10 protein-coding genes are annotated in these 11,772 nt (G+C 73.7%); 6 read left to right on the top strand and 4 right to left on the bottom strand.

All coding sequences use genetic code 11. The features are described 5' to 3' along the window. Position 1: 1 nt before the first annotated feature. A complete protein-coding gene (locus ACIBPB_RS10660; RefSeq protein WP_396839300.1) occupies positions 2 to 2,101 on the top strand; it encodes a DEAD/DEAH box helicase in 2,100 nt (699 codons plus the stop codon). Between the two features lie 12 nt (positions 2,102 to 2,113). On the opposite strand, the gene ACIBPB_RS10655 is transcribed toward ACIBPB_RS10660, so the two are convergent. Continuing rightward, positions 2,114 to 2,968 (bottom strand): alpha/beta hydrolase, encoded by an 855-nt coding sequence (locus tag ACIBPB_RS10655; RefSeq protein ID WP_396839299.1) that lies wholly within the window; start codon positions 2,966 to 2,968, stop codon positions 2,114 to 2,116. A gap of 47 nt (positions 2,969 to 3,015) precedes the next feature. Next, a complete protein-coding gene (locus ACIBPB_RS10650; RefSeq protein WP_396839298.1) occupies positions 3,016 to 3,786 on the bottom strand; it encodes a TetR/AcrR family transcriptional regulator in 771 nt (256 codons plus the stop codon). Positions 3,787 to 3,896: 110 nt separating this feature from the next. Between ACIBPB_RS10650 and ACIBPB_RS10645 the strand changes: the two genes are divergently transcribed. The 5 genes from ACIBPB_RS10645 (at position 3,897) to ACIBPB_RS10625 (ending at position 9,008) form a co-directional block, all read left to right on the top strand. Beyond that, positions 3,897 to 5,351: a DHA2 family efflux MFS transporter permease subunit gene (locus tag ACIBPB_RS10645; RefSeq protein WP_396839297.1), complete on the top strand. Its 1,455-nt coding sequence runs from the start codon at positions 3,897 to 3,899 to the stop codon at positions 5,349 to 5,351. Positions 5,352 to 5,467: 116 nt separating this feature from the next. Further along, a complete protein-coding gene (locus ACIBPB_RS10640) occupies positions 5,468 to 6,376 on the top strand; it encodes an ATP-binding cassette domain-containing protein (protein WP_396839295.1) in 909 nt (302 codons plus the stop codon). 15 nt (positions 6,377 to 6,391) lie between these two features. Beyond that, positions 6,392 to 7,198, top strand: coding sequence for an ABC transporter permease (locus ACIBPB_RS10635; RefSeq protein ID WP_396839293.1), 807 nt, complete (start codon positions 6,392 to 6,394; stop codon positions 7,196 to 7,198). Between the two features lie 30 nt (positions 7,199 to 7,228). Further along, the gene (locus tag ACIBPB_RS10630; protein ID WP_396839292.1) at positions 7,229 to 8,380 is read left to right on the top strand and encodes a sensor histidine kinase; all 1,152 of its coding nucleotides are present in this window, start codon (positions 7,229 to 7,231) and stop codon (positions 8,378 to 8,380) included. Between the two features lie 4 nt (positions 8,381 to 8,384). Beyond that, positions 8,385 to 9,008 (top strand): response regulator transcription factor, encoded by a 624-nt coding sequence (locus ACIBPB_RS10625; protein WP_357325537.1) that lies wholly within the window; start codon positions 8,385 to 8,387, stop codon positions 9,006 to 9,008. A gap of 109 nt (positions 9,009 to 9,117) precedes the next feature. Here the strand turns inward: ACIBPB_RS10625 and ACIBPB_RS10620 are convergent, their stop codons facing one another. Together ACIBPB_RS10620 and ACIBPB_RS10615 are read right to left on the bottom strand one after the other, a co-directional pair. Continuing rightward, positions 9,118 to 10,020, bottom strand: a complete 903-nt coding sequence (locus ACIBPB_RS10620) for a L,D-transpeptidase (protein ID WP_396839290.1) — start codon at positions 10,018 to 10,020, stop codon at positions 9,118 to 9,120. Positions 10,021 to 10,170: 150 nt separating this feature from the next. Continuing rightward, positions 10,171 to 11,670, bottom strand: a complete 1,500-nt coding sequence (locus ACIBPB_RS10615; protein ID WP_396839289.1) for an alpha-amylase family glycosyl hydrolase — start codon at positions 11,668 to 11,670, stop codon at positions 10,171 to 10,173. Between the last annotated feature and the right edge of the window lie 102 nt (positions 11,671 to 11,772).

Genomic DNA, 11,772 nt, shown 5'->3' with positions numbered 1-11,772 from the left:
CATGCTGCCGGACCTCGACCCGGTCGTCCTGCACCATGTGGTCAACACCCTCGGCTGGCGTGACCTGCGCCCGATGCAGCGCGCCGCCATCTCGCCGGTGCGGGACGGCTCGGACGCGCTGCTCCTGGCCCCGACCGCCGGCGGCAAGACCGAGGCCGCGCTGTTCCCGTTGCTGAGCCGGATGGCGGAGCAGCGCTGGACCGGCACCTCGGTGCTCTACCTCGCCCCGCTGAAGGCACTGCTCAACAACCTGCAACCCCGGCTCGAGCAGTACGCTGGCTGGCTCGGTCGCCGCGCCGCCGTCTGGCACGGCGACATCAACACCTCCCGCCGGCAGGCGGTGCTCTACGAACGCCCCGACATCCTGCTCACCACCCCTGAATCGCTGGAATCCATGCTGGTCAGCACGCGGGTCGACCACCGGCTTTTCTTCGCGGACCTGCACGCCGTCGTCGTCGACGAGGTGCACGCCTTCGCCGGCGACGACCGGGGCTGGCATCTGCTGGCCGTGCTGGAACGGCTGAGCCGGGTGGCCGGCCGCCCCCTGCAGCGAATCGGGCTGTCGGCCACCGTCGGCAATCCCGACCAGCTGCTGACCTGGCTCCAGGGCTCCGGGGCGGGCCGTCGGCCGGCGCAGGTGGTCGCCCCGGACACGGTCGCGGTGGCCGATCATCCACCACCGGGCGACATTGAACTGGACTACGTCGGCTCACTGACCAATGCGGCGACGGTGATCGCCGGGCTGCACCACGGGGAGAAGCGCCTGGTCTTCTGCGAGTCCCGGCAGACCGTCGAGGAACTTGGCCAACTGCTGCGGGAGAAGGGAGTGACCACCTTCCTCTCGCACGCGTCCCTCTCCGCCGATGAGCGCCGCCGCGCCGAGCAGGCGTTCGGCGAGGCCCGGGACTGTGTCATCGTCTCCACCAGCACGCTGGAGCTGGGCATTGACGTCGGCGACCTGGACCGGGTCATCCAGATCGACGCGCCTGCTACCGTCGCCTCGTTTCTCCAGCGCCTCGGGCGCACCGGCCGCCGGCCCGGGAGCAGCCGCAACTGCCTGTTCCTGACCCTCGGCGGCGACGCGTTGACCGAGGCGGCGGCGTTGCTGCTGCTCTGGTCGCGGGGCTGGGTGGAACCGGTGAGCGCGCCACCTGAGCCACGGCACATCGTCGCCCAGCAGCTGCTCGCGCTCTGCCTCCAGGAGCATCGCGTCGGCGACCAGCTCTGGACGCAGGCGTGGAACGGGCTCGGGCCCTTCGGCGAGAGTGCCCGCCCGATCGTCCGTCACCTGGTCGAGCAGGGCTACCTCGACGAGGACGGCGGGATGCTGTTCATCGGCCCGGCGGCCGAACAGCGCTTCGGTCGCCGGCACTTCATGGAGCTGACCGCGGTCTTCACCGGGCCCCCCGAATTCACCGTGCTGGCCGGACGCAACGAGCTCGGAAGGATCGACCCGAGCCTGCTCACCGAGGAGGTCCGGGGCGACCGCCGGCTGCTCCTGAGTGGCCGCAGTTGGCGCGTGACGTACATCGACTGGCGCCGGCGGCGGTGCTTCGTCGAGCCGGCCGACGGGGGTGGGCGAGCCCGGTGGCGGGGCAGCGGCTGGGCGTACCTGAGCTTCGAGCTGAACCGGGCCATCCGGGAGGTGCTGCTCGGCGCGGACCCGCCGGTGGCGATCACGCGCCGCGCGGCTGGCCGGTTGGCCGAGGTACGGGCCGAGAAGGCCCATCTCGTGCACCCGGGCGGAACGGTGCTCCTGCGGGACGACGACGGCGACCTGCGGTGGTGGACCTGGGCCGGCTTCCGGGCGAACGCCACGCTGACCGCCACCCTCGGCGAGGTTGTCGACCCGGTGGAGCGGTTCGACGACAGCAGCATCAGGCTGCGGGAGAACCTGACCCCGCAAGCATGGCGGTCACTGACGGCGGACGCCGCGGATCGGCTGTGTCTGCCCGAGATCGACGAGAAGGCGCTGACGGGATTGAAGTTCAACGCCGCCCTGCCGCCCCGCCTGGCCATGGCGACACTGGCCGCCCGGCTGGCGGACCTGGACCGTGCCGCAACCGTGCTCGGCGAGCCGACTCGATTCGTTGTGCAGTGAGCACAACGAGGCTCAGGGGCGCCGGCCGGGCGCGGTGCTGACCACGGTCGGTGAGTACTGGTTGGCCGCTTCCACCGCCCACTCCAGCGCGAAGTCGGCCTCCTCCTCCCAGCCCGGCTCGCCGCCGACGAAGTGCGACCGGCCGGGGTACTCCCGGTAGCCGGTGATGGCGTTCGAGCCGCGGTAGAGGTTGGCGTTGGACGAGACCACCGACGGCGGCACCACGTGGTCCTCGCCGCCGGCGGTGAGCAGCAGCGGGGCCCGGTCCTCCCGTTTGGTGTCGACCTTGGTGGCCGCGTCCGGGTTCAGGTTGGCGAAGGCCGCCTCGAACAGCACGTGACCGGCGCCCGGCACGGCGTACCGCTCCCAGGCGGCGTCCGACTCCTCCTGGCTGATCGTGTTGCCGAAGGAGTACCGGAAGTCCTCCCGGGTGAACGGCACCGCGCGGTTGCGGTTGGCCGGGTTGTGCAGGATCGAGTACGAGGAGCGCAGGGTGGCGACCGGCAGCTTCACCACGCCCTTGATCTGGGCGGGGTGGATGGCGACACCGGCGGCACCGAGCCCCCGGTCGACCAGCAGTTGGGTGATCAGGCCGCCGAACGAGTGGCCCATGATGATCGGCGGCCGGGGCAGCTCCCGGATGATCGCCGCGTAGTAGTCGACGATGGTCCGGACCCGCTGGCCGGCGATCGGTGTGGGATCGGCACGCAGCTCCTCGACCTCCCGGTCCATCCCGGGCCAGGCCGGGGTGAGCACCCGGAAGCCGCGTGCCGCGTACCGGTCGACCCACTTCTCCCAGCTGCGCGAAGTCATCCAGAGCCCGTGGATCAGCACGATCGTGTCGACCCGTCCCGTCGGCACCCCCATGACGTGCCCCCCGTTCCGTGACGTCGGCGTTCGGACGAGTGCGCTGGTTACCCGGCCCCGCCGCGCGCACTCCCGCCGCCGCCACTCGCGCCGCGCGCACTCCCGGCGGGGCCGTGCGCGGCGACGCCCTGGATCAGCAGGTCGAGCCCGAAGTCGAAGCGGACGTCACCGTCGCCATTCATGAGTTCGTTCATGTACTCCTGCACCTGCGGGTAGCGGCCCGGCGGCAGGCTCCGGTAGTACTCGGTGAGCTGCGCGCGCAGCCGGGTCCACCAGGTCCGCTGGTCCTGGCCGGAGGCCCGCACCTTCGCCGCGTACAGGGCGCCCTCGTAGGCGTCGCCGGCGATGTAGAGGAAGAGCCGGTCCAGGAACCAGGCCGCCGGCTGCGGCGGTACGCCGCCGGCCCGCAGGATGGCGAGCAGCCCGTCGGTGACCCGCAGCGCGTTGGGCCCGGTGGGGATGGTGGCCAGCGAGGCGAGCGCCAGTTCGGTGTGCGCGGCGTACACCCGGTAGGACTGCCGGGCCACCGCCCGGACCTGTTCGGCCCAGCGCTCGGGGTCGGGCGCCGGGACGGTGATCTCCGCGCTGGCCCGATCCACGAGCAGCTCGAGCAGTTCCTCCCGCCCGGAGACGTGGGCGTAGAGGGAGGCCGGGCCGGTGCCCAGTTCCTGGGCCACCCGCCGCATGCTCAGCCCGCCCAGCCCTTCCCGGCCGAGCACGGCGAGGGCGGCGTCGACCACCGCCTGCTGGCTCAGCGGCTGGCGGGCCGGCCGGCCACGGGGCCGGGTACGCCACGGCGGGGCGGGTTGTTCGCTCACGGGCGACCTCCGGATCAGCGGTACCCGAACATCGTACTTGCTACGAACGGCGTTCGCTGATAGAACGGTGTTCGTTAACGAACGCTGTTCGAAGATATCGGGGAGAACTGATGACGACCGACCTCAGCGCAGCGCACCGGGCGGCCCCCGGCGAGCAACACGGCCACCGCTGGCGGTGGGTCGCCCTCGCGGTGATCCTCGCCGCCGAGGTGATGGACCTGCTGGACGTGCTGGTCACCAACCTCGCCGGCCCGGCGATCCGGGCCGACCTCGGCGGCTCACCGGCCCTGATCCAGTGGATCGGCGCCGGCTACACGCTGGCCATGGCGGTCGGCCTGGTCACCGGTGGCCGCCTCGGCGACCTCTACGGCCGGCGCCGGATGTTCCTGATCGGGGTGCTCGGCTTCACCGCCGCCTCGGCGCTCTGCGCGCTCGCCGGCAGCCCGGCGACGCTGATCTCCGCGCGGGTGGCGCAGGGCCTGTTCGGGGCCCTGCTCCTGCCCCAGGGACTCGGCCTGATCAAGGAGATGTTCCCGCCCGAGCAGCTCGCCGCCGCGTTCGGCGCGTTCGGCCCGGTGATGGGGATCTCCGCCGTCGGCGGCCCGATCCTGGCCGGCTGGCTGGTCGACGCCGACCTGGCCGGCACCGGCTGGCGGGCCATCTTCCTGATCAACGTGCCGCTCGGCCTGCTCGCCGCCCTCGGCGCGGCGCGCTTCCTGCCCGAGTCCCGTCCCGGCCACGCCAGCCGTCTCGACCTGCCCGGGGTGGCGCTCGTCTCGCTCGGCGCGGTGCTGCTGGTCTACCCGCTGGTGCAGGGCCGCGAGCACGACTGGCCCGGCTGGGCGTTCGCCATGCTGGCCGGCGCGGCCGTGGTCTTCGCGATCTTCGCCCGCTACGAGGTGGTCCGGCAGCGCGCCGGCCGCGACCCGCTGGTCGTGCCGGCGCTGTTCCGCCGCCGGGCGTTCACCGGCGGGCTCGTCGCGGGCCTCGCCTTCTTCACCGCGCTCACCGGCTTCTCGCTGGTGTTCAGCCTCTATCTCCAGCTCGGGCTGGGCTGGTCGCCGCTGCGCACCGGCCTGGCCGGCGTGCCGCAGGCGCTCGGCATGGTGATCGCCTTCGTGCTTGCCGGGGCCGGGCTGGCCCAGCGGTTCGGCCGCCGGCTGATCCACCTCGGACTCGTGGTGGTGCTCGCCGGCGTCGCCGGGATGCTGGTCACCCTCAACCTGGCCGGCGACGACGTCACCCCGTGGCGGATGGCGCCCGCGCTGCTCGCGGTCGGCTTCGGGATGGGCCTGGTGATGGCGCCCTTCTTCGACATCGTGCTCTCCGGGGTGGCGGAGGAGGAGACCGGTTCGGCCTCCGGCACCCTCACCGCGGTCCAGCAACTCGGCGGGGCGCTCGGGGTGGCCCTGCTCGGCACGGTCTTCTTCGACGCGGCCGGCCAGGGCGTCGGGCACGCCGTGCGGGTCACCCTGATCGCCGAGCTGGGGCTGCTGGCGGTCACCGTCCTCGGTGCGTTCCTGCTGCCCCGGCGGGCCCGGGAGGGCGCCGCCGCCGGGCATTGAACCCGGCCCGCCCGGGCGGCCCGTCGCGGCCGCCCGGGTCGGCCTGACAAATGTCACGGTCGGAAGGTGACGCGCTCTCCGGGGAACCGGACGCCCGAGACCGGAACATCGTTGCCATGACCGACACCGCACCGGCCGTCGACCTGGCCGGAATCACCAAGACCTTCGGCCCGGTGACCGCCGTCGACGGGCTCAGCCTGCGGATCGAACCGGGCGAGGTGGTGGCCTTCCTCGGCCCCAACGGCGCCGGCAAGACCACCACCGTGGACATGCTGCTCGGCCTGGCCCGCCCGGACGCCGGCACCGTGCGGCTCTTCGGCGGTACGCCGGCCGACGCGGTCCAGCTCGGCCGGGTCGCCGCGGTCATGCAGACCGGCGGGCTGCTCAAGGACCTCACCGTGGCCGAGACGGTACGGCTGACCGCCCACTTCTACGCCGACGCCCGCCCGCCGGCCGAGGTGCTGGAGCGGGCCGGCATCGCCGACATCGCCGACCGCCTGGTGGGCAAGTGCTCCGGCGGCCAGCAGCAGCGGCTGCGGTTCGCCCTGGCGCTGCTGCCCGACCCCGACCTGATGGTGCTCGACGAGCCGACCACCGGGATGGACGTCGAGGGGCGGCGCGACTTCTGGCAGGCCATCCGGGCCGATGCCCGCAGCGGCCGGACCGTCCTCTTCGCCACCCACTATCTCGACGAGGCCGACGCGTACGCGGACCGGATCGTGCTGCTCCGGCAGGGCCGGGTGGTCGCCGACGGCACCACCGCCGAGATCAAGAACCTGGCCGCCGGCCGGGTCGTCCGGGCCAGCCTGCCCGGCGCCGACCAGGCCGCGCTCGCCGCCCTTCCCGGCGTCCGCGAGGTCGAGGTACGCGGCGACCTGGTGCTGGTGCACACCGACGACTCGGACACCGTGGCCCGGCACCTGCTCACCCGGACCACCGCCCGGGACCTGGAGATCACCTCGCGCAACCTCGAGGACGCCTTCCTCGCCCTGACCACCGACGCCCTCACCGCCACCACGCGCTGACCACGGGAGCCCGCGATGACCCTCACCTCGTCCACCACCGCCGCCGCGCCCCGCAGCGCCGCCGACCGCCGGCCCCCCGCCCTGGGCGGCTTCTCGGTCGCCGTACTCGGCATCGAGATCCGGCGCGTGCTGCGCAACCGCCGGACGCTGGTCTTCATCCTGATCATGCCGGCGGTGTTCTTCCTCCTCTTCGGACTGCCGCAGCGCGGTCAGTACCTGGACAACGGCAACCCGGTCACCGGCTGGATCATGATCAGCCTGGCCGTCTACGCGGCCATGGTGGCCACCACCAGCGCCGGCGCGGCGGTCGCCACCGAGCGGGCGCTGGGCTGGAGCCGGCAGCTGCGGCTCACCCCGCTGCGCCCGACCGCGTACGTGGCCACCAAGGTGGCCACCGCCATGGTCCTCGGTCTGCTCGGCGTGCTGGTCGAGTTCGCCGTCGGGGCCGTCTCGGGGGTCCGCCTGCCGGCGCACGTCTGGCTGGAGTCGGGGCTGACCGCCTGGCTCGGCTCGCTGGTCTTCGCCGCCCTGGGCCTCTTCGTCGGCTACCTGGCCCCGGCCGAGAACGTCATGCAGTTCATGGGCCCGCTGCTGGCCATCCTGGCCATGCTGGGCGGCCTCTTCGTCCCGCTGGACGTGCTGCCGCACGCCATGCAGCAGATCGCCAAGTTCACCCCGGTGTACGGCGTCGGTCAGCTCGCCCGGGCCCCGCTGGCCGGCACCGGGCTGGACTGGGCGGCGCTGGGCAACGTGGTCGGCTGGACCGCGTTCTTCGGACTCGCGGCGGCCCGGCTGTTCCGCCGCGACACCACCCGGGTCTGAACGGAGGACGGCGGGACTACCGTGTTCAGGATGCATCTGCCGCCGGACCCGGACCAGCCGGTGAACCGCCGACACTGGCGGTTCACCGGCTGGCTGCTGGCCGCGGTCTGGCTCTTCTTCCTCAACATCCCGTTGCTCACCGCCCTGCACCAGCCCGAGCTGTGGCGGCGGGTGGTCGGGGCGAGCAGCCTGGTCGCCTTCGGCCTCTGCTACGTGTGGGTCTTCCAGTGGTCCCGGATGCGGCGGGTGCGCGGCGGGGACGTCCCGCCCGCCCCGGCCTGGGCGGCCCTGGCGGTGCTGGTCGGGCTCGGGCTCGCCAGCATCCCGGGCACCGACGGCGACTGGCTGACCACCCTGGTCTTCGTCGCCGCGGCGGCGGTGTTCCTGCTCCCGGGCAAGCCGGCGTTCGTGGTGGTGACGCTGGCCGCGCTCGCGCCGCCGGTGGCGGCCGCGTTGGTGCCCGGCTGGGAGTCGGAGGGCACGATCGTCTTCGCGGTGCTGCTCGCCTCCTTCGCGATGTTCGGAGTCACCCGGCTGACCCAGCGCAACGCCGAACTCCAGCGCGCGCAGGAGGAGATCCGCCGGCTCGCGGTGGCCGAGGAGCGCGCCCGGGCCGCCCGCGACCTGCACGACATCCTCGGGCACTCGCTCACCGTGGTGGCGGTCAAGGCCGAGCTGGCCGGGCGGCTGCTGACCCTGGACCCGGCCCGGGCGGCCAGTGAGATCGCCGACCTGGAACGGTTGGCCCGGCAGGCCCTCGCCGACGTGCGCGGCACCGTCGGGGCGTACCGCGGGGTGAGCCTCGCGACGGAGCTGGCCGGCGCCCGCTCGGCGCTGGCCGCCGCGGGCATCACCGCCGAGCTGCCGGAGACGGTGCCGTCGCTGCCGGCCGAGCAGGACGAGCTGTTCGGCTGGACGGTCCGCGAGGCGGTGACGAACGTGGTCCGGCACAGCGGCGCGCGGTGCTGCGAGATCCGGGTGGACCCGTCGGCGGTGGAGATCCGCGACGACGGCCGGGGGCCGGCCGGCGAGCCGGGCGCGACCGGTCACGGCCTGGTCGGGCTGCGGGAGCGGGCCCGGCGGCTGGACGCCACGGTCACCGTCGGCCGCCGCCCCGACGGGCCGGGCTTCCGGCTCCGGGTGGCCCTGCCCGCGGGCGCCGACGAGCGGCCCGGAGGATGACCGGGTGACCGAGCCGATCAAGCTGTTGCTCGCCGACGACCAGGCGCTGGTCCGGGGCGCCCTGGCCGCGCTGCTGTCGCTGGAGCCGGACCTGACTGTGGTGGCCGAGGTGGGCCGCGGTGACGAGGTGGTCCCCGAGGCCCGCCGGACCCGGCCCGACGTGGCGCTGCTCGACGTGGAGATGCCAGGCCTGGACGGCATCGCGGCGACCGCGGCGCTGCGGGCCGCGCTGCCCGGGTGCCGCGTGCTGGTGGTGACCACCTTCGGGCGCCCCGGCTACCTGCGCCGGGCGATGGAGGCCGGCGCCAACGGCTTCGTGGTCAAGGACACCCCGGCCCGGCAGCTCGCCGACGCGGTCCGCCGGGTGCACGCCGGGCTGCGCGTGGTCGACCCCACCCTGGCCGCGGAGACCCTGGCCACCGGGCCGAGCCCGCTCACCGACCGGGAGACCGAGGTGCTGCGTACCGCCCGGGCCGGCGGGACGGTCGCCGACCTGGCCGCGACGCTGCACCTGTCGGAGGGGACGGTGCGCAACCACCTCTCCGCCGCGATCGGCAAGACCGGCGCCCGCAACCGGGCCGACGCGGTCCGGGTCGCCGAGGAGAACGGCTGGCTGCTCGGCGACTGAGCGACCGGCCCGGCGGCCGGGGCTGTGTCGACGGGTGGGGCTGTGCCGGCGGGTGGTTGGCGGCGCCGGCGGTCGGTCGGCGACCCGGCGGTCGGTGCCGGCGGTCGGCTCAGGCGGTCGGGGGCGGGGTGGCGAGGCGGTCGACCACCACCACCTCGGTGCCCGGCCGCAGCGCGGCCAGGAGCTGCCGCTGGCCGCTGCGGGTCAGCCGGATGCAGCCGTTGGTGACGTTCTGGCCGAGCGTGTCGTCGTTGTGCCAGCTGTGCAGTCCGATGTGGGCGCCGCGCAGCCCGGTCGGCACCGCGTCCGGCTCGTCGGGGATCGCGCCCAGCGCGAAGATGTCCACGCCGCCGTAGACGTCCTGCGGCGGGGGCGTGCGGCCCAGCACGAAGGTGCGGCCGAGCGGGGTGGCCTGACCGGGCATGCCGAGACTGACCGGCCAGGACCGGACCGCGCGGCCGTCGTGAAACCAGGTGAGCCGGTGCGTCCGGCGCTCCACCACGAGCTGGTCGGGCAGCGCGATGGTCTGCCAACCGCCGGCCGGCAGCCAGGCGATCCGCCGGGTCGCCGAGGGCAGCAGCACCGCAGTCCAGCCGACCTGCCGGTCGACGATCGGCATGGTCACGTCGACCCCGCTGATGGTCGGGGCGAGGAAGGCCCGGGGCCGCCCGCCCGGCGCGTCGTACGCGGCGATGGTGCGGGTCGGCGACAGCCCCTCGGTGAGCGGCCGGGTGTCGCCCGCGCCGGGGTCGGCGGGGAAACCGCCGGGCGCCGGGTCGTAGCTGACCACCGGCAGGTCGTCCGGGGCCGGTGCGGCCGGGGGCACGCTCGGTGTCGGGCTCGGCTCCTCCGGCGGCGGCTGGGGGGCCGAGACCAACGGGGTACGCGCGGGCGCCGGGTCGGCGGTGAGCGCCCGCCCGACCAGCAACGCGGCCACCATCAGCAGCGGTACGCCGACGGCGGCGAGCAGCCAGCCGAGGGCCCACCGGGAGAACAATCGGTCAAACAGCACATACAGACTGTAGTAGACCGAAACCCGCCGTTCGGCCAGATGGCGCGGGTCGCCGGTGGTCGGTGGTGGCGCGGGTGGTCGGTGCCCGTGGCGCGGGTGGTCGGCGCGGTGGCGCGGCGCCGCCGGGGCGCCGCGCCACGGTGACCGCGGTCAGGACAGCTTCGCCCCGACGTGGATGGCGATCGCGTCGTGCGCGTTGACGGTCGCGGCGAACCAGCCGTTGGCGTCGACGGTGACCACCGGCCCGCTGCACGAGCCGTTGCTGAAGTCGCCGTGGATGACGTCGCAGTACCGGCCGGCCGGCAGCCCGGTGTAGTACGAGCGGCCGGTGATCGCGAAGTCCTCGTCGTTGACCGTCAGGTAGCCCTTGCCGGCCCGGCTGAACGCGATGTGCTGCCAGCCGTTGTCGTACCAGTTGGCGACCGCCGCGCCCTGGGCGGCGTTGGCGAAACCGACCATGTTGGCGATGACCCGCCAGCGGTGCTCGCACTCCCAGCCGGAGTAGCAGGTGGTGTCGCGGGTCTTGTTGCCGGCGTCCGAGGGCGGCCCCTGGTCCTTGTTGCTGAACGTGAAGCTCGACATCACCGCGGGCGTGCCGTACGGCCAGGCCAGCATGAAGGCGTTCGCCAGGGCGTACTCGCCGCGGTCCCGGTAGGTCAGCACCCCGCCGTCGCGCTGGGTGTCGTGGTTGTCGGTGAACACCACCGCCTGGCCGCCCGGCAGGTACCCCCAGGACTCGCCGAAGTTCCTCAGGTACGCCAGCCGCTCGCTGGTGAACATCCGGGCCAGGTCCTTGCCGTAGCGGAACTCGTGCACGTCGCCGTTGCCGGTGTACTCGGTCGGCTGGATCGGCTCGCCGGCGCCGTAGATGACCTCCTGCACCAGGTACGCCGAGCGGGAGAGCTTGCCCTTGATGGCGGCGATGTCGGCGGCCGGCATGTGCTTGCTGGCGTCCAGCCGGAACCCGTCCACGCCGAGCGACAGCAGGTCGTTGAGGTAGCCGGCGATCCGCGACCGGACGTAGTCGGACTCGGTCTTGAGGTCGGCGAGGTTGACCAGCTCGCAGTTCTGCACCTCGTACCGGTCGCCGTAGTTGGCGATGTCGTTGCCGCCGTTGCGGCCGCAGTAGTGGAAGTCGGCCGAGCCGTAGACGCCCGGGTAGCTGTAGTGGCCGTACGACGAGCCGGCCCAGCCGGTGCCGCCGTTGTCCTGGCCCGACATGTGGTTGATGACGGCGTCCACGATGACCTTCACGCCGGCGGCGTGGCAGGTGTTCACCATGGACTGGAACTGCGCCCGGGTGCCCTTGCGGGACTCCACCCGGTAGCTGACCGGCTGGTAGGCGACCCACCAGGGGCTGCCGGTGACGTGCTCCTGGGGCGGCGAGACCTGGACGTAGCCGTAGCCCTTGGGACCGAGCACGGTGGTGCACTCGTTGGCCACCGAGGGCCAGTTCCATTCGAAGAGCTGGACGATGACCTTCTTGCCGCCGGGGGTGGCGGCGGCGGCCGGGGGCGCGGCCAGCGCGGCCGGGGCGAGCAGGCCGGCGGCCAGGGCCAGGGCGAGGGACGCCGCCGCGGCGCGGCGGCGCGGGGCGGGCGCGGGAGCGCCGGGCTGGAGCCGTGACTGCCGGCATCCGGGTCGATGCATCGGGACTCCTGAGGGGTGCGGGGGACGGGGATGGCGGTGCGGGGGAACGAGGCCCGCTGCACGCTTCTTGCAGTGGGGCCTGAAATTTTCGGCAAGGTTACA

Source organism: Micromonospora sp. NPDC049836, assembly GCF_044465125.1.
Lineage (GTDB): Bacteria > Actinomycetota > Actinomycetes > Mycobacteriales > Micromonosporaceae > Micromonospora.
This window is presented reverse-complemented; position numbering and strand designations above follow the sequence as displayed.

Coding starts and splice junctions, on each gene's coding strand:
- ACIBPB_RS10660 (WP_396839300.1), top strand. CDS start 2: ATGCTGCCGGACCTCGACCCGGTCGTCCTGCACCATGTGGTCAACACC.
- ACIBPB_RS10655 (WP_396839299.1), bottom strand. CDS start 2,968: ATGGGGGTGCCGACGGGACGGGTCGACACGATCGTGCTGATCCACGGG.
- ACIBPB_RS10630 (WP_396839292.1), top strand. CDS start 7,229: ATGCATCTGCCGCCGGACCCGGACCAGCCGGTGAACCGCCGACACTGG.
- ACIBPB_RS10615 (WP_396839289.1), bottom strand. CDS start 11,670: ATGCATCGACCCGGATGCCGGCAGTCACGGCTCCAGCCCGGCGCTCCC.
- ACIBPB_RS10645 (WP_396839297.1), top strand. CDS start 3,897: ATGACGACCGACCTCAGCGCAGCGCACCGGGCGGCCCCCGGCGAGCAA.
- ACIBPB_RS10635 (WP_396839293.1), top strand. CDS start 6,392: ATGACCCTCACCTCGTCCACCACCGCCGCCGCGCCCCGCAGCGCCGCC.
- ACIBPB_RS10640 (WP_396839295.1), top strand. CDS start 5,468: ATGACCGACACCGCACCGGCCGTCGACCTGGCCGGAATCACCAAGACC.